Here is a 17,076-nt window from a genome sequence, read left to right as displayed (position 1 = left end):
AGTGTGGGCAGCGGAGTCCACCACCGCCCGGGAAGGAACGAATGGCGATGTCAGACACCGCACCCCGTAACCAGGCCGCGCCGTCAGGCAGGAAGCCGTCGGCCGACGAGGGGGGAAGCACGCCCGTCACCAAGCGCGGCGGCGGACCCCCGGCCTCCCGCGGCCGTACCACCATCGCCGATGGCGTGGTGGAGAAGATCGCCGGTCTCGCGGCCCGCGACGTCCTCGGTGTGCACACCCTGGGCAGCGGGCTCTCCCGCACCTTCGGCGCCGTGCGCGACCGGGTCCCCGGCAGCACCAAGTCCGTCACCCGGGGTGTGAAGGCCGAGGTCGGGGAGGTACAGACGGCGCTCGACCTGGAGATCGTCGTCGACTACGGAGTCTCCATCACCGAAGTCGCCGCCGCCGTACGGGAGAACGTCATCGCGGCGGTCGAGCGGATGACGGGACTTGAGGTCGTCGAGGTCAACATCGCGGTCAGTGACGTGAAGTTGCCCGACGAGGAAGAAGACGAAGAGTCGGAAACACGGCTCCAGTAACGTCCGTACGCGTCGTGAGGCACCGTACGCGTCCGGCGGCGGAGCGGAAGAGGAGCGGCACATGAGCATGGCGGTGGTCGGCCTGTTGGCCGGTATGGCGCTGGGATTCGCCGGGTACTTCGGTGGCTTCGGGGCCTTTGTGCTGGTGGCCGCGTTGGGTGTGATCGGGTTCGTGGCCGGGCGCTTCCTGGACGGCGATCTCGAACCCGGCGACCTCTTCCGCAGTCGCGACCGCGACGACCGGCGGCGGTGACGCGGGTGGCCGTTGAGCGGCCGACGGCCGGCGAGCGCGGGGCGACCACGATCGCCGACCGGGTCATCGCGAAGATCGCCGCACAGGCGGCCCGGGAGGCGCTGGACGGCGTACCGGAAGGCGGCGCCGCGCCGCACGCCACCGTCATGGTGCATCACGACAGCGCGCGGGTACGGATCGGTGTCGAGCTGGAGTATCCGACCGACATCGGCCGGCAGTGCGGCGCCGTACGTCTCCGCGTCGCCCAGCGGGTCAAGGCGTTGGCGGACATGGACGTGCCGGAGGTGGTGGTGCGGGTGGAGCGGCTGCACTCCGACCGGACGCTCGCGGCGCGGGGGAGGCTCCGATGAGCGGACCCGCGCCCGAGAGGTCCGGCGGCGTACAGGAGCTGGACCCGTCGGACCCCGCCACGCGGTACGAGCCCAGGCCCACGCTCTCGGACGACGACGGCGAACGGGCCGGCCGCTTCTGGTCCACGCGCCGGATGCCCGCGGCGCTGGCCGCGCTGGTCGTTCTCGGCGCGGCGGGACTGCTGCTGTACGACATCGCGGCGGTACGGGCCGGCGGTAGCGCGATGTACTGGCGCCGCGAACTCGCCGCTCAACTGGCCAGGCAGCCCCTCGACCAGCCCTGGGTGCTGGTCGCCGCCGGCATCGCGATGGCGCTCGGACTGTGGCTCCTCGTGCTCGCCCTCACCCCCGGTCTGCGTGGACTGCTGCCCATGCGCCGCCGCTCCCCGCTGGTACGGGCCGGTATCGACCGCGACGCCGCCGCGCTGACGTTGCGCGACCGGGCCATGGAGGTCTCGGGTGTACGGTCCGCGCGGGTACGGATGGGCCGCTCCAAGGTGAAGGTGCGGGCCCTCTCCCACTTCCGCGAACTCGAAGACGTACGGGACGACTTGGACAGGGCGCTCCGCGCCGGCATCCGCGAACTGGGCCTCGACCGGACGCCCGTGCTGACGATGCGCGTCCGCAGACCCGTCAAGAAGAGGTGAGGTGACGGCGATGATCCGGGTCGTCAACCGCGTACTGCTGGCCCTGCTCGGTCTGGCACTGCTCTGCGCCGGCGGCGCGGTGCTGGCGCGCGGGCTGGGCTGGGCGGTGCCGTCCTGGTGGCCGTACAGCGGGCAGCGCGATGTGCTGCTCAGCCGCGCCGACCGACTGCGCTGGCGCGATCAGGACTGGTGGTGGCCGGTCGTCATCGCGGTCCTGGCGGTGCTGGTCGTGCTGGCCCTGTGGTGGTTCTTCGCCCAGCTGCGCCGGGCCAGGATGGCGGAGGTGCTGGTCGACAGCGGCGACGGCGAGGGCGCGTTGCTGCGCTCGCGGGCGCTGGAGAGCGCCGTCGAGGACGACGCGGAGACTCTGGATGGCGTGGCCCGCGCCCGGGTACGCCTGGCGGGCCGCCGCACCGCACCGTCCGCCCGCGCACGCCTGCTCCTGGAGCCCCACGCGGTACCGGGCGAGACGCTGAACCTGCTGACGACGGAGGCGCTGGAGTGTGCGCGGAGGTCGGCGGGGCTGAAGGAGCTGCGGGCGGAGGTGCGGTTGCGGGCGGTGAGGCATGGGGCGGAGAGGGTGAGCTGACGGCCCGTGCGACGGCCAACGGGGCCCCAACACGCACTAGGGCCTGTCTTCAAAGTCCCGCCTGGCCCGCCCCTCGGGCGGACGGCGGGACTTTGAAGACAGGCCCTAGAAGCCGTGCAGCGCCCCGCCGTCCACCGGCACCATCACCCCCGTCAGATACGACGCCGCCGGCGACAGCAGGAACGCCGCCGTCTTCCCGAACTCCTCCGGCCGCCCGTACCGCCGCAGCGCGATCCGGGACTCGTGCGCCGCCCGCGCGGCCTCCGCGTCGCCCGACAGCGCGTCGAGTTCGCGGATCCGGTCCGTGTCTATACGGGACGGCAGCAGGCCGAGCACCCGGATCCCGCGCGGACCGACCTCGTTCGCCAGGGACTTCGCGAAGCCGGCCAGGCCCGGCCGCAGGCCGTTGGAGATGGTGAGGCCGGGGACCGGCTCGTGGACCGACGAGGAGAGCACGAGTCCGATGACACCGCCCTCACCCAGCTCGGCGGCCGCCTCACGGGCGATGCGTACCGCGCCCAGGAAGACGGACTCGAACGCCGACCGCCACTGCTCGTCCGTGTTGTCCGTGGCGAGCCCCGGAGCCGGACCGCCGACGCTGATCAGGACGCCGTCGAAGCGGCCGAACCGCTCCTTGGCGGTGGCGATCAGCCGTCCCGCCGCCGCCGGATCGGCGTTGTCGGCGGCCAGCCCGTACGCGCCGGGGCCGATCTCCGCGGCGGTCTCGGCGACAGGCTTCTCGTCGCGGCCCGAGATGACGACCTTCGCCCCGTCCGTGGCGAGCGCCTCCGCCGCCGCGCGGCCCAGTCCTCGCGATCCACCGGTGACAACGTATACGCGGTCTTTCAGTCCAAGATCCATGGCCCTATCCTGCCGTGCCGGTCCCGGCGAGGGTCAACGCGGTCACCACGAGCCCGATATGGCTGAACGCCTGCGGGTAGTTGCCGAGTTGCCGCCGCGCCACCGGGTCGTACTCCTCCGCCAGCAGCCCGACGTCATTGCACAGTGCGAGAAGCCGCTCGAACTGCTCCGCCGCCTCCTCCGTACGTCCCGTCATATGGAGCGCGTCGGCCAGCCAGAACGAGCAGACCAGGAACGTTCCCTCACCACCCGGCAGACCGTCCACGGAGAGCCCCGTCGTGCTGTAGCGCCGCAGGAGCCCACCGTGCCCCAGCTCGGCCCGTACCGCGTCGACCGTGCCGATGACCCGCGGATCGTCCGGCGGCAGAAAGCCGACCCGGGGGATCAGCAGCGTCGCCGCGTCCAGCTCGGCGGAGCCGTACGACTGCGTGAAGGTGTTCCGCTCCGGGTCGTAACCCCGTTCGCACACTTCCCGGTGCACTTCGTCCCGCATCGCGCGCCAGCGCCCGACGTCCCCGCTGCGCGACGGATCGTCCTCCAGCGTCCGTACGGCACGGTCGGCGGCGACCCACGCCATCACCTTGGAGTGCACGAAGTGCTGGCGCGGCCCGCGCACCTCCCACAGGCCCTCGTCCGGCTCGCGCCACTTCGATTCCAGGAAGCCCAGCAGGCTGAGCTGGAGGTTCCAGGCGTGCGGCTTCGGGGGGAGACCCGCAGTCCGTGCCACATCGAGCGAGTCCATCACCTCGCCGTACACATCCAGCTGGAGCTGGTCGACCGCGTTGTTGCCGGTACGGACCGGGGCGGAGCCCGCGTACCCTCGCAGCCACGGCAGCTCGTTCTCCGGCAGCCGGCGCTCGCCGCCGAGTCCGTACATGATCTGGAGATCGGCCGGGTCGCCCGCGACCGCGCGCAGCAGCCAGTCGCGCCAGGCCGCCGCCTCCTCCAGATAGCCGACCGACAGCAGCGCCCCCAGGGCGAGCGTGGAGTCACGCAGCCAGCAGTAGCGGTAGTCCCAGTTGCGTACGCCGCCCAGTTCCTCCGGCAGGGAGGTGGTGGGGGCGGCGACGATCCCGCCGGTCGGGCCGTACGTGAGCGCCTTGAGCGTGATCAGGGAGCGCATGACGGCCGCGCGGTACGGACCGTGGTAGCGGCAGCGCGCCGACCAGCTCTCCCAGTCCTCCAGACTGCGCGCCAGCGCCACATGCGGATCGACGCGCGGCGGGCGCGGCTCGTGCGAGGGGTGCCAGGTGAGGACCCACGCCACCTTCTCGCCCGCGCCGACGGTGAACGACGACCGTGTGCTGTAGTGCTGACCCCATGTCTTGACCGAGGGCTCGCTGCGCAGCCAGACGGAGTCGGGGCCGGCGATCGCCACGCGGTGGCCCTCCGACCGCCGCATCCAGGGCACCACCGACCCGAAGTCGAAGCGCAGCCGGATCGTGGCGCTCATGTCCACCGAGCCGCTGACCCCCTCCACGATCCGTATGATCTCGGGGACTTTGTCGCGCTGCGGCATGAAGTCGATGACCTTGACGGTGCCGGTACGGGTCTCCCACACGGATTCCAGCACCAGCGAGTCACCCACGTAGGCGCGCCGCGTGCACTCGCGCCCGCCGGTGGGGGCGAGCCACCAGTGGCCGTTCTCCTCGCCCCCGAGCAGCGCGGAGAAACAGGCCGGCGAGTCGAAGCGAGGAAGGCACAGCCAGTCGATGGAGCCGTTCCGGCCGACCAGGGCGGCGGTCTGGAGATCGCCGATGAGTGCGTAGTCCTCGATGCGTTGGGTCACGCCAGGGCTGTTCCCGCACGGCGCGGGCGTTAAGCAGCGGTGTCAGACCGCCGCGGGTTCCTGCGCGGATTCCGCGTCGGAGGCGGTCCGCTCGGCCTTCGCCGCCGCGCGGTCGTGAAGCTCACGGCGTACGAGAATCACCCAGCCGACGGGTACGGCGGCGACGAACAGCCACCACTGGACCGCGTACGCCATGTGGGGCCCGATCGAGCTGTCGTCGGGGTTCTGGATCTGCTCGGGGCTGCCACCGGCCGGTACGGGCGAGGTCAGCTCGACATAGCCGCCGAGGACGGTACGGCCCAGCGCTTCCCGCTGCTGCGCGCTGTTGATCAGCATGACCTGGCGGGACGGCAGATCCCGCAGGTCCTTGATACCGCTGCTCGCCGACGTCTCGTCCGCCTTCAGCCGGCCGGTGATGGTGACCTCGCCCTTGGGCGCCGCCGGGATGTCGGGGAAGGCCCGCTGGTCGTCGCCGAAGGGGATCCAGCCGCGGTTCACGATGAGCGCGCGGCCGTCCTTCAGGACGAACGGGGTCAGCACATGGAAGCCGACCCGGTCGTCGCTGGAGGTCCTGCGGCGTACGACGACCTCGTGCGCGGGGTCGAACGTGCCGGTGGCGGTGACCCGGCGCCAGTAGTCGGAGCGCGGGACGGTGTGCCCGGGTGCCGTCAGATCCGTGACCGGGACGGGCTTCGCGTTGAGGTTGCCCGAGATCAGGGTGTTCTGGGCGACCTTGTGCTCGTGGCGGTGGTACTGCCAGAAGCCCAGCTCGATCATCGTGGGGATGAGGGCGAGCGCGAGGAGGGTGAGGATCACCCACTGCCGGGACAACAGGAAGCGGTACACGCCTTTGACGGTACCCGGCGGGTACCGACGGATCCGACGGGGGGTGGGGGGCGCGTTCCCGGGCGACAGAGGGCGACGGAGAGCGACGCAGGGGCGTCAGACGCGGTCGACGACCCCCGCCCGGCCGTCGGCGCGCGCGCAGTGCGCACCGCAGTACCAGTGGCCCTCGGCCTCCACGCCCTGTCCGATGATCTGGACGCGGCAGTGTTCACAGATGGGCGCCATGCGGTGGATGGCGCAGGAGAAGCAGTCGAAGACATGCACCGCGCCCTGCGCGTGCACCTCGAAGGACATCCCGTAATCGTTTCCGCAGACCTCGCAACGTGCCATGCGCCACAGAGTGGGACGAGGAGCGGTGGTACGCGAGCGGGGCGCTGGCGCGTCGCGCGCCAATCACCCGTCTGCGCGGGTGGAAGCGCGGACGGACGTTGACGCGGGGACGGAAGCGGATGCGGTGACGGACGGGACGGGCGAGGCGGGTGCCGGGACGGACGCGCCTGCCGCCGGGACCACGTCCCGCAGCAGCTGGGTGAACGCGGCTTCGTCGATGACCGGCGTCCCGTACGACGCGGCCTTGACCGTCTTGGACGTCGAGGACTCCGGGTCGTTGGTCACCAGCAGACTGGTCAGCCGGGACACGCTCGTCGCGACATGCAGCCCCGCCTCCACGGCCCGGTCCTCCAGCAGCTCGCGGTCGACGGAGGTGTCACCGGAGAACGCCACCCGCATCCCCTGCACCAGCCGCTCGCCCGGCACGTACCGGCCCGGGTTCGGATACGGGCACGGGGGCCGCTTGCGCGAGGGCCGCCAGGTCGTCTGCCGGTACGAGGACTGATAGCCGACCCGGGGCAGCGCCGGGGCGTCCGACCACTCCGTGAGCGGCCGGCACTCCAGCAGCGGCAGCCGTACGCCGTCCCTGGCCGCCGCGTGCAGACTCGGGCGGAACGCCTCGGCCAGCACGCGCGCGTCGTCGAGCGCGTGGTGCGCGCGCTGTTGCACGACGCCGAAGTGCGCGGCGAGCGACTCCAGCTTGTGGTTGGGCAGCGGCAGGTCCAGCTCCTTGGAGAGCGCGATGGTGCACAGCCGCTGCCGGGTGGGCGCGGTCCGCTCCGCGCGCGCGTACTCCCGGGCGATCATCGACCAGTCGAAGATCGCGTTGTGCGCCACGAGCACCCGCCCGTCGAGCCGCGCGGCCAGCTCACCGGCGATCTCGGGAAAGAGCGGGGCGCTCTCCAGGACGTCGCTCGTCAGCCCATGGATCCACACGGGCCCCGGGTCGCGCTCCGGATTGACCAGCGTGTACCAGTGGTCCTCGACATTGCCCCGGGCGTCCAGGCGATAGACGGCAGCGGACACTATCCGGTCGTCGCGGGCGAGTCCGGTGGTCTCGACGTCGACGACCGCGTACCCGTCGGGGTAGGCGGTCGGCCATGTCGCTGCAGTCGTATGGTCGTCGAGCATGGTCACAGAGAATACGGGCCGCGACTGACAGTCCCACAGCCCGGTCGGCCGGTACCGGCCGCGGCCGGTACCGGGCCGTCGTTCCGTCAAGACCCTTACGGCGATGGGGGAACAGCCGTTCCGGGGGCGGTGCCGGGGCCGACGGCGGACTCTGCGCGGGGGGAACGCCGACGACGGGGGGTCACAAACGCGGCCGGCGCACGCACGCGGGCCGCCCCGGAGGACGGCCCGCGCTCGGCACTCGGTACAGCGGTCGGTGCTCAGTACAGCGGTCGGCGCTCAGGCGCCCAGGTGCTTACTTGCGCACCGCCGCCAGGGCGTCGACAAGACCCGCCCCGTAGAAGCTGTTGTAGCGCTTGCCGCCCTCGCAGACGGCGTCGACCTCTCCGTCACCGTCGATGTCGTACGGCGCCGGGCAGGCGGTGTCATCGGCCTGGACCGACAGGAGCGCCTTGATCGCCGACGGCGAGGCATGCGGGTGGGTCGACTTCAGCAGCGCCGCGACGCCCGCGACATGCGGGGAGGCCATCGACGTACCGGCCATGTAGCCGTAGTTGCCGCCCGGCAGCGGGCCGAGGATCAGGCCGCTGACCGCCGGCGGGGCCGGGGTCTGGTAGCTCGTGGAGTCGCCGCCCGGGGCCGCGATGTCGATGACACCGAGACCGTAGTTGGAGAACGAGGACTTCAGTCCCTTGGCGCCGGTGGACGCGACGGTCACCACACCCGGCAGCTGGGTGGGGATGTCGAGGCACTCGGACGGGTCGATGACCCGGTCACCCGGAATGGTGTCGTTCGGGCTGGACGGGTCGGTGATCGAGTCGGACGCGAGATCGTAGTTCTCGTTGCCCGACGCGGCGACGTTGACCGCGCCCTTCTTCTCCGCGTACCGCGTGGCCCGCGAGACCGCCTCGACCAGAGCCTTCTGGTCGGGGTCGTTCTTGCAGTTGAAGTACCACGGGTCGGTGTAATAGCTGTTGTTCGTCACATCGACGCCGTGCTCGGCGGCCCAGACGAAGCCGCAGACGACGGCCTCGGTGTAGAAGAAACCGGCCGGCGTGGACACCTTGATGCCGGAGACCTTCACGCCCGGCGCGACACCGGTGACGCCGATGCCGTTCTTGGCCGCGGCTATCTCACCGGCGACATGCGTACCGTGCGGGCTCTCGCCCGTGCCCGGCCGCCAGGCGCCCTCGGTCGTGTCCGGCTTGCCGCCGACACAGTTGACCGAGGCCGCGCGGTCGAAGTTCGGCGCGATGTCCGGGTGGGTGTCGTCGACACCCGTGTCGATGACGGCGACAGTGACGTTTCTGCTGCCGAGCGTCTTCTCGTGCGCCTTGTCCGCCTTGATGGCGGGCAGGTCCCACTGCAACGGCTCCAGCGGGTCCTGGTCGGCGGCCTTGTCCGCCTTCGCCGTGGCGGCGGCGACCTCTTCGTCGGACAGCACCTTCGGGGCGCCGACGTCCGTCGTGGACTGCGCGGACAGCGGCGCGGTGCGGGTGGCACCGGCCGAGTCGACGCCCTTGACCTTGCGGACGGTCCTCGCGAACTCGGGGTTCTGCGAGGTGACGACTATGACGCCTATCTGGTCATAGGAGGTCACGACCGTGCCGCCCGCCGCGACGATCGCCTTCTCGACCGATGTGACGGTGGAACGTCCACCGCGGGTGTTGACGACGTACGACAGCTTCGGGCCGTCCGTCGCGACCGCGGCGGCGGGGACACTGCCCGCCGCCGTCGCGGCCGTGGCCGTACCGGTCGGCAGGAAGCCGAGCGAGACGGTGAGCGCCAGACCTGCGGGCAGAGCGAGTGCGCGCTGCCGTCTGGATCCCAGATGAGCCATGGGTTCTCCACATCATCCGTGAAAGAACCGTCCCCGCGCAGGCGTGCGCGTGGACGGGTACATGACCAGTGAAGTTATCGCTGATCATCCCCGGCCATCAATCACTTCCCACATCATTTTTGGAAGAAACTGGAAGAAAAAGCCCGGTGTTGAACCGCGTCGCCATGCTCTCCGTGCCGTTGTCAGGGGGACCAGCACATCCGCACCCCCTGTGAGGTTTCCCTGATGCCCCACCCCACCGCACCCGCGTCACGAGGAGATTCCGTGGCTTCCGATGCACCGCCGCCCAAGGGCGGTACGGACACCAGCCCCGCCCAGTCAACGCCGGACCGGTCCACGACGGCGCAGCCCACGACGGCCCAGTTCGTCGAGGTGCAGGAGAGCGCGGAATTCGGCGAACTGCGCCGTACGTACCGCTCCTTCGCCTTCCCCCTGACCATCGCGTTCATCGCCTGGTACCTGCTGTACGTCCTGCTGTCCAACTACGCGGGCGGCTTCATGGGCACCAAGCTCTTCGGCAACATCAACGTGGCCCTGATCCTCGGCCTCGCGCAGTTCGTCACCACGTTCCTCATCGCCTGGTTCTACGCGCGCCACGCGTCGCGCAAGCTCGACCCGAAGGCGGACGTCATCAAGTCCCGTATGGAGGCGGACGCATGAGCCAGTCGCTCCCACTCATGAGTCACCCGGTCCAGCAGCAGATCGCCGCCGCCGGGGACGCCAGCGAGCACCGGCCGCTGATCATCACGCTCTTCGGCCTCTTCGTCGTCGCGACGCTGGTCATCACCGTCTGGGCCGGCCGCCAGACCAAGAGCGCCTCCGACTTCTACGCGGGCGGCCGGCAGTTCAGCGGGTTCCAGAACGGTCTCGCGGTCTCCGGCGACTACATGTCCGCCGCGTCCTTCCTCGGTATCGCCGGCGCCATCGCGCTCTTCGGATACGACGGCTTCCTCTACTCCATCGGCTTCCTGGTCGCCTGGCTGGTCGCGCTGCTGCTCGTCGCCGAGCCGCTGCGCAACTCCGGCCGGTACACGATGGGCGACGTCCTCGCGTACCGCATGCGCCAGCGTCCGGTCCGTACCGCCGCGGGCACCTCCACCATCGTGGTCTCGATCTTCTATCTGCTGGCGCAGATGGCCGGTGCGGGCGTGCTGGTCTCGCTGCTGCTCGGGATCACCAGCGACGCCGGGAAGATCGCCATCGTCGCGCTGGTCGGCCTGCTGATGATCGTGTACGTCACGATCGGCGGGATGAAGGGCACCACCTGGGTCCAGATGGTCAAGGCCGTGCTGCTCATCGCGGGCACCCTGCTGATCACCTTCCTGATCCTGTGGAAGTTCAACTTCAACCTCTCCGACCTGCTGGGCACGGCGGCGAGCAACAGCGGTCAGGGCGCGGCCTTCCTGGAGCCCGGACTCAAGTACGGCGCCACCGCGACCTCGAAGCTGGACTTCATCTCACTGGGCATCGCGCTCGTCCTCGGTACGGCGGGGCTGCCGCACATTCTGATCCGCTTCTACACGGTGCCGACCGCCAAGGCCGCCCGCAAGTCGGTCATCTGGGCCATCGGCATCATCGGCGCCTTCTATCTGATGACCATCGTGCTCGGCTTCGGCGCGGCCGCCCTGCTCAAGCCCGGCGACATCATCGCCTCCAACAAGGCCGGCAACACGGCGGCGCCGCTGGCCGCCCTGGAGATCGGCGGCGGAGCCGGCTCGACCGGGGGCGCGATCCTGCTCGCCGTGATCTCCGCGGTCGCCTTCGCCACCATCCTCGCGGTCGTCGCGGGACTGACCCTGGCGTCCTCGTCGTCTTTCGCGCACGACATCTACGCCAATGTCATCCGCAAGGGAGAGGCGACCGAGAAGGAGGAGGTCCGTGCGGCCCGCTGGGCGACCGTCGCCATCGGCGTCGTCTCGATCGCGCTCGGCGCCCTCGCCCGCGATCTGAATGTGGCCGGGCTGGTCGCGCTGGCCTTCGCCGTCGCGGCCTCGGCCAATCTGCCGACGATCCTCTACAGCCTGTTCTGGAAGAGGTTCACCACCCAGGGCGCCCTGTGGTCGATCTACGGCGGTCTGGCCTCGTCCGTGCTGCTGGTGCTGTTCTCGCCGGTCGTCTCGGGCAAGCCGACGTCGATGTTCCCGGGGGTCGACTTCCACTTCTTCCCGCTGGAGAACCCGGGGCTGATCTCGATCCCGCTGGGCTTCCTGCTGGGCTGGCTGGGCACCGTGCTGTCGAAGGAGGAGCCGGACAAGGGCAAGTACGCCGAGCTGGAGGTCAAGTCCCTGACCGGCACCGGAGCGCACTGAATCCCACGGCAGACAGGATCCTGTAGACGGTATACAGACTCATGGCCGCATCGTAGAGTCCTACGATGCGGCCATGCCGCTCCTCGTGACATACGAGCCCTGGCGATGTCAGTCGTCTGACGTAGGCTCATCGTGTTGGATCCGATCAGGGAGGTGCTCCGCGTGCTCGTCGACACCTTTGGTCGCATCGCGACCGACCTGCGCGTTTCGCTTACGGACCGGTGCAATCTCAGGTGTACGTACTGCATGCCCGAAGAAGGACTCCAGTGGCTCACCAAATCGGATGTGCTCGGCGACGACGAGATCGTCCGGCTGATCCGTATAGCCGTGACGCGGCTGGGTATCACGGAAGTCCGCTTCACCGGCGGTGAGCCGCTGCTCAGGCCCGGTCTCGTCGGGATCGTGGAGCGCTGTGCGGCGCTGGAGCCGCGCCCGCGGATGTCGCTGACCACCAATGGAATCGGGCTCAAGCGGACGGCCGCCGCGCTGCGGGCGGCCGGTCTCGACCGGGTCAATGTCTCGCTCGACACACTGCGCCCCGATGTTTTCAAGACCCTCACCCGACGCGACCGGCACCAGGACGTGCTGGACGGTCTGCGCGCGGCCCAGGAGGCCGGGATGACCCCGGTCAAGGTCAACACCGTCCTGATGCCGGGGCTGAACGGCGACGAGGCCCCCGATCTGCTGGCCTGGGCCATGGAGCACGGCTACGAGCTGCGCTTCATCGAGCAGATGCCCCTCGACGCCCAGCACGGCTGGAAGCGCGACGGCATGATAACGGCCAGTGACATCCTCGACTCGCTGCGTACGCGCTTCGCGCTGACCGAGGAGGACGACTCGGAACGGGGCTCGGCGCCCGCCGAGCGCTGGGTGGTGGACGACGGCCCGCACCGCGTGGGCGTGATCGCGTCCGTCACCCGCCCGTTCTGCCAGGCCTGTGACCGCACCCGGCTGACCGCCGACGGACAGGTCCGTACCTGCCTGTTCGCCCAGGAGGAGACGGACCTGCGGGGTGCGCTGCGCTCCGACGCGCCCGACGAGGAGATCGCCGCGCTCTGGAAGACGGCGATGTGGGGCAAGAAGGCCGGCTCCGGCCTGGACGATCCGGCGGCGTTCCTCCAGCCTGACCGGCCGATGTCAGCGATCGGTGGCTGAGTTCCGCTCCCACTCGGTCAGCTCCACCACGTCCTTCAGAAAGCCGCGCATCCCCAGGAACGAGGAGAGGTGCTCGCGGTGTTCGTCGCAGGCCAGCCAGGTCTTGCGGCGCTCGGGCGTGTGCAGCTTGGGGTTGTTCCAGGCGAGGACCCAGACGGCGGGCGCACGGCACCCCTTGGCGGAACAGATCGGGGCCGTGTCCTCGGCGGAGTTCTCCGGAGCGCCGGGGAGGCCGGGAAAGCCGGGGGAGCCCGGGAAGTTGGGGAGGTCGGGGAAGTTCACCTGACCACCCTAGTGCCGCGAGCGCGCGTGCCGGCCGCCGCGACGGGGCAAACGTTGCCGGGAGGGGCACTGGAACACATTCCGTAACCGGAAATGGCGACGCCGGGCAGCCACGGGGGGAGCTGCCCGGCGTCGGTCCGTCGCTCCGACGGGGGATGCGGAGCGCCTTTAAAGTATGTCACGGGCAACGGGGTGCCGTGCACCGGAACTTCACGATTGATCTGAGCTTTTCCTGAGCTTTGCGGAGCGTTACGGACCGCTTGGCCGGTCCCCTTCGGTCGTGGCGCCGGTTTCCGCCACGACAGGTTCCACAGGGGGCGCGATCATAGTACGGGCCGGTGGGGCGATATGGGCCGAGGGGAGTGAAGTGACGTTCTCCCGGCCCCCGTTGGCGATCACCACGGCCACGTACGGCAGCAGCACCCCCAGCGTGAGTGTCACGATCGCGACCGGCCGCTCCACGTTCCACAGGGCCACGGTCGCGATCACCGCGAGTGTCCGTACGGACATCGAGATCACATACCGGCGCTGCCGGCCGCGCACATCCTCGGCGAGTCCCTGCCTGGCCTCCGTGATCCGGAAGACCTCCGTGCCGCCCCGCTTGCGCACCACGTTGCCACCACCCGATTCTGTGCCGGGCTCTCCCCGGACCGGACGAGGACAACGGTACGCCGGGACCCCGGCGCCCACGAGAGCGGGGGCACACCCGTCCTGGCCGATGTCGCCGTCCCGCCACGTACGGATGTGTCCGACATGCGCCATATGGCGGAGCGCCCCAGACTGGCGATCACGCGCATATCGCGCCCCGTGAGGAGGCGACCATGAGCTGGTTGTGGGTCATCATCGTGGGTCTGGTGCTCGGCCTGATCGCACGGGCCGTCATCCCGGGCAAGCAGCACATCCCCCTGTGGCTGACGATCGTGTTCGGCGTTCTGGGCAGCTTCCTCGGCAACGCGGCCGCGGGCTGGATCGGTGTCGCGGACACCAGGGGAGTGGACTGGACCCGCCACGTGCTCCAGCTGGTCGGGGCCATCCTCGTCGTCTTCGTCGGCGACATGCTCTGGAACTCGATCCGCGGCAACAAGCGGGGCAGCCGGCAGAGAGCCTGAACCGGGCGCCGCGCCGGGCAGGGCGGGACGGTTACGACCGGGCACGCGTGCGTGTGCCCGGCCGTAACCGTATGCCGTAGAAGACGTATGTCGTAGCCGTACGCGCTCCACGAGACGCGCTCCACGAGCGAGCCGTACGGAACCGGGGTCAGCCGGTGGCGGTGACCTCCACCGCGGCCAGGTTCCGCTTGCCCCTGCGCAGCACCAGCCAGCGACCGTGCAGCAGCTCGGTGCGGTCCGGTACCGCGTCCGCGTCGGAGACCTTGACGTTGTTCACGTAGGCCCCACCCTCCTTGACCGTACGGCGAGCCGACGACTTGCTCGGCGCCAGACCCGTCTCGGCGAACAGATCGACCACCGACGCCGGCTCGGCGACCTCGGCGCGCGGCAGCTCCGAGAGCGCCGCGCTCAGCGTCGCCTCGTCGAGCCCCGTCAGCTCACCCTGGCCGAACAGCGCCCGGGACGCCGCGACGACCGCCGCGCACTGGTCGGCGCCGTGGACGAGCGTCGTCAGCTCCTCCGCCAGCGCCCGCTGGGCCGCGCGGGCCTGCGGACGCTCCGCGGTCGCCCGCTCCAGCTCCTCCAGCTCCGCCTGGTTCTTGAAGCTGAGGATGCGGCTGTACGCGGAGATGTCACGGTCGTCCACGTTCAGCCAGAACTGGTAGAAGGCGTACGGCGTGGTCATCTCCGGGTCGAGCCAGACGGCCCCGCCCTCGGTCTTGCCGAACTTGGTCCCGTCCGCCTTCGTCATCAGCGGCGTCGCCAGCGCGTGCACGGTGGCGCCCGGCTCCAGGCGGTGGATCAGATCGAGACCGGCGGTGAGATTGCCCCACTGGTCGCTGCCGCCCTGCTGGAGGACACAGCCGTAGCGGCGGTACAGCTCCAGGAAGTCCATGCTCTGGAGCAGCTGGTAGCTGAACTCGGTGTAGCTGATGCCCTCGTCGGACTCCAGCCGGCGGGCGATGGAGTCCTTCGTGAGCATCTTGTTCACCCGGAAGTGCTTGCCGATGTCCCGCAGGAACTCGATCGCGGACAGCGACGCGGTCCAGTCCAGGTTGTTGACCATGGTCGCGGCGTTCGGACCCTCGAAGTCCAGGAACGGCTCGATCTGGGACCGCAGCCGCCGCACCCAGCCGGCGACCGTCTCCGGATCGTTCAGCGTCCGCTCGGCGGTCGGCCGGGGATCACCGATCTGACCGGTGGCCCCGCCCACCAGCGCCAGCGGCCGGTGCCCCGCGAGCTGGAGCCTGCGCACGGTCAGCACCTGCACGAGGTGTCCGACATGCAGGCTGGGCGCCGTGGGATCGAAGCCGCAATAGAACGTGACGGGACCGTCCGCGAGCGCCTTGCGCAAAGCGTCCTCGTCAGTGGACTGGGCGAACAGCCCGCGCCACTTCAGCTCGTCGACGATGTCCGTCACGGTCGTTTCTCTCCTCGAACGGTTCGCTGGGATGTACTACCGGCCAGTGTATGGGGGTCATACTCCCCGGCTGACCGAGCTCATATTGAAATCGGGGATACGCAGGGCGGGCATCGCGGCCCGGGTGACCCAGTCGTTCCACTCGCGCGGCAGCGTCTTCTCCGTACGCCCGGCCTCCGCGGCCCGCGACAGCAGGTCGACCGGCGACTCGTTGAACCGGAAGTTGTTCACCTCGCCGACGACCTCGCCGTTCTCGACGAGATAGACGCCGTCCCTGGTCAGCCCGGTGAGCAGCAGTGTCGCCGGATCGACCTCACGGATGTACCAGAGGCAGGTCAGCAGCAGACCGCGCTCGGTGCCCGCGACCATCTCCTCCAACGAACGCTCGCTCCCGCCGTCCAGCACCACATTGCCGATGCCGGGCGCGACCGGCAGTCCGGTCAGCGCGGCGCTGTGCCGGGTGGTGATCAGATGCGCCAGTTCGCCGTCCCGTACCCAGTCCGTCGCCGCCAGCGGCAGACCGTTGTCGAAGACGGAGGCGTCGTCTCCGGAGGAGTGCGCGATCACGAACGGCGCGGACTCCAGACCCGGCTCGTGCGGATCGCTGCGCAGGGTCAGCGGCAGTTCGGAGAGCTTCTCGCCGACGCGGGTGCCGCCGCCGGGGCGGGAGAAGACCGTACGGCCCTCCGCCGCGTCACGGGCGGTCGAGGACCACAGCTGGTAGATCAGCAGATCGGCCACGGCGGTCGGCGGCAGCAGCGTCTCGTACCGGCCGGCGGGCAGCTCGATCTTCCGCTCGGCCCAGGCCAGCCGCTGTGCCAGCTCGGTGTCGAGGGAGGCCGGGTCCACATCCTTGAAGTCGCGGGTGGCCCGGCCGGCCCAGGCCGAGCGGGTGCGGTCGGGTGACTTGGCGTTCAGCTCCAGCGTCCCGCTCGGCTGGTCGTGGCGCAGCCGTACGCCCGTGGACGTACCGAGATAGGTCGAGGTCAGCTCGTGGTTGGCGAACCCGTACAGCTCGCGGCCGCCGGCGCGGGCACGGGCGAACGACTCACCGAGCGCGGGCGCGAAGTCCGCGAACACGGCGGAGGTGGTCTCGGCGGGCGCGTCGGTGAAGTCCCCCGACGCCTGACCCCCGCCGATCAGCGGTCGCGCGTCCTCGGCGGGTCCGGCCGCGCGCGCGGCGTCCTCGGCGGCCCGTACGAGTGGCTCCAGGTCGTCGGCGGTGACGGCGGAGCGCGATACGACGCCGGACGCGGTGCCCTGCGAGCCGTCGACGGTCGCGATGACGGTCAGCGTCCTGCCCCGGGTGACCCCGTTGGTCGTCAGCGCGTTGCCCGCCCAGCGCAGGTTGGCCGAGGAGTGCTCGTCGGCGATGACCACGCAGCCGTCGGCGGTGGACAGGTCGAGGGCGCGCTCGATGATCTCGTGCGGCTTGCTGACAGTGCTGGTGGTCGTCTCGCTCATCGTCCGGCCTCCTGCGTGGTGTTGAGACTGTGCTGTCCCGGGGGGCAACCCCCGGACCCCCGGCCGATGGTGGTCGTCTCGCTCATCGTCCGGCCTCCTGCGTGGTGTTGAGACTGTGCTGTCCCGGGGGGCAACCCCCGGACCCCCGGCCGATGGTGGTCG

The 17,076-nt window shown here is 70.3% G+C and carries 19 protein-coding genes; 9 read left to right on the top strand and 10 right to left on the bottom strand.

Features of this window, described 5'->3' with window-relative positions:
* The first annotated feature begins 47 nt into the window (after positions 1-47).
* The 5 genes from ACIRQP_RS00225 (at position 48) to amaP (ending at position 2,378) form a co-directional block, all read left to right on the top strand.
* A complete protein-coding gene (locus ACIRQP_RS00225) occupies positions 48-539 on the top strand; it encodes an Asp23/Gls24 family envelope stress response protein (protein WP_403881004.1) in 492 nt (163 codons plus the stop codon).
* Between the two features lie 61 nt (positions 540-600).
* The gene (locus ACIRQP_RS00220; protein ID WP_030353762.1) at positions 601-792 is read left to right on the top strand and encodes a hypothetical protein; all 192 of its coding nucleotides are present in this window, start codon (positions 601-603) and stop codon (positions 790-792) included.
* Positions 789-1,142, top strand: a complete 354-nt coding sequence (locus tag ACIRQP_RS00215; RefSeq protein ID WP_403881001.1) for a hypothetical protein — start codon at positions 789-791, stop codon at positions 1,140-1,142. Before ACIRQP_RS00220 ends, ACIRQP_RS00215 begins: the two co-directional genes overlap by 4 nt.
* Positions 1,139-1,789, top strand: coding sequence for a DUF6286 domain-containing protein (locus tag ACIRQP_RS00210; protein WP_403880998.1), 651 nt, complete (start codon positions 1,139-1,141; stop codon positions 1,787-1,789). The genes ACIRQP_RS00215 and ACIRQP_RS00210 overlap by 4 nt, the downstream gene beginning before the upstream one ends.
* Before the next feature lie 10 nt (positions 1,790-1,799).
* A complete protein-coding gene (amaP, locus tag ACIRQP_RS00205) occupies positions 1,800-2,378 on the top strand; it encodes an alkaline shock response membrane anchor protein AmaP (protein WP_403882068.1) in 579 nt (192 codons plus the stop codon).
* Positions 2,379-2,483: 105 nt separating this feature from the next.
* Here amaP and ACIRQP_RS00200 read toward each other — a convergent pair whose 3' ends face one another.
* The 6 genes from ACIRQP_RS00200 to ACIRQP_RS00175 form a co-directional block, all read right to left on the bottom strand.
* Complete coding sequence (locus ACIRQP_RS00200) at positions 2,484-3,239, bottom strand: SDR family oxidoreductase (protein ID WP_403880996.1); 756 nt, start codon at positions 3,237-3,239, stop codon at positions 2,484-2,486.
* Positions 3,240-3,243: 4 nt separating this feature from the next.
* Positions 3,244-5,028, bottom strand: coding sequence for a glycoside hydrolase family 15 protein (locus ACIRQP_RS00195; RefSeq protein WP_403880993.1), 1,785 nt, complete (start codon positions 5,026-5,028; stop codon positions 3,244-3,246).
* 42 nt (positions 5,029-5,070) lie between these two features.
* A complete protein-coding gene (locus tag ACIRQP_RS00190) occupies positions 5,071-5,874 on the bottom strand; it encodes an SURF1 family protein (RefSeq protein ID WP_403880990.1) in 804 nt (267 codons plus the stop codon).
* A 96-nt stretch (positions 5,875-5,970) separates the two neighbouring features.
* On the bottom strand, positions 5,971-6,204 hold the full coding sequence (locus tag ACIRQP_RS00185) for a hypothetical protein (protein ID WP_403880987.1): 234 nt from the start codon (positions 6,202-6,204) through the stop codon (positions 5,971-5,973).
* A 63-nt stretch (positions 6,205-6,267) separates the two neighbouring features.
* Positions 6,268-7,341 (bottom strand): DEDDh family exonuclease, encoded by a 1,074-nt coding sequence (locus ACIRQP_RS00180; protein ID WP_403880985.1) that lies wholly within the window; start codon positions 7,339-7,341, stop codon positions 6,268-6,270.
* A 289-nt stretch (positions 7,342-7,630) separates the two neighbouring features.
* Positions 7,631-9,175, bottom strand: coding sequence for a S8 family peptidase (locus tag ACIRQP_RS00175; RefSeq protein WP_403880982.1), 1,545 nt, complete (start codon positions 9,173-9,175; stop codon positions 7,631-7,633).
* A 264-nt stretch (positions 9,176-9,439) separates the two neighbouring features.
* Between ACIRQP_RS00175 and ACIRQP_RS00170 the strand changes: the two genes are divergently transcribed.
* The 3 genes from ACIRQP_RS00170 to moaA all read left to right on the top strand — a co-directional run bounded on the left by ACIRQP_RS00170 (position 9,440) and on the right by moaA (position 12,639).
* Positions 9,440-9,835 (top strand): DUF485 domain-containing protein, encoded by a 396-nt coding sequence (locus tag ACIRQP_RS00170; protein ID WP_403880980.1) that lies wholly within the window; start codon positions 9,440-9,442, stop codon positions 9,833-9,835.
* Positions 9,836-9,852: 17 nt separating this feature from the next.
* The gene (locus ACIRQP_RS00165) at positions 9,853-11,484 is read left to right on the top strand and encodes a cation acetate symporter (protein ID WP_403882065.1); all 1,632 of its coding nucleotides are present in this window, start codon (positions 9,853-9,855) and stop codon (positions 11,482-11,484) included.
* Between the two features lie 162 nt (positions 11,485-11,646).
* Positions 11,647-12,639, top strand: coding sequence for a GTP 3',8-cyclase MoaA (gene moaA / locus ACIRQP_RS00160; RefSeq protein ID WP_403882062.1), 993 nt, complete (start codon positions 11,647-11,649; stop codon positions 12,637-12,639).
* Here moaA and ACIRQP_RS00155 read toward each other — a convergent pair.
* Both ACIRQP_RS00155 and ACIRQP_RS00150 read right to left on the bottom strand, forming a co-directional pair.
* Positions 12,622-12,828: a hypothetical protein gene (locus ACIRQP_RS00155; protein WP_051746168.1), complete on the bottom strand. Its 207-nt coding sequence runs from the start codon at positions 12,826-12,828 to the stop codon at positions 12,622-12,624. The two genes, moaA and ACIRQP_RS00155, sit on opposite strands and share 18 nt — an antisense overlap.
* Positions 12,829-13,170: 342 nt before the next feature.
* Positions 13,171-13,533, bottom strand: coding sequence for a DUF3099 domain-containing protein (locus ACIRQP_RS00150; RefSeq protein ID WP_403880977.1), 363 nt, complete (start codon positions 13,531-13,533; stop codon positions 13,171-13,173).
* Between the two features lie 209 nt (positions 13,534-13,742).
* Here ACIRQP_RS00150 and ACIRQP_RS00145 point away from each other — a divergent pair, with 209 nt between their 5' ends.
* On the top strand, positions 13,743-14,030 hold the full coding sequence (locus tag ACIRQP_RS00145; RefSeq protein ID WP_403880975.1) for a GlsB/YeaQ/YmgE family stress response membrane protein: 288 nt from the start codon (positions 13,743-13,745) through the stop codon (positions 14,028-14,030).
* Between the two features lie 148 nt (positions 14,031-14,178).
* On the opposite strand, the gene tyrS is transcribed toward ACIRQP_RS00145, so the two are convergent.
* Entirely contained in the window at positions 14,179-15,450 is a 1,272-nt protein-coding gene (gene tyrS, locus ACIRQP_RS00140; RefSeq protein ID WP_403880972.1) for a tyrosine--tRNA ligase, read from the bottom strand.
* Positions 15,451-15,507: 57 nt separating this feature from the next.
* Positions 15,508-16,914, bottom strand: a complete 1,407-nt coding sequence (locus tag ACIRQP_RS00135; RefSeq protein WP_403880969.1) for a metallopeptidase TldD-related protein — start codon at positions 16,912-16,914, stop codon at positions 15,508-15,510.
* Positions 16,915-17,076: the final 162 nt, after the last annotated feature.

The sequence above is a fragment of the Streptomyces sp. NPDC102274 genome, assembly GCF_044766385.1.
Lineage (GTDB): Bacteria > Actinomycetota > Actinomycetes > Streptomycetales > Streptomycetaceae > Streptomyces.
The sequence above is the reverse complement of the archived record's forward strand: the minus strand, read 5'-3'. Positions and strand labels throughout refer to the sequence as shown.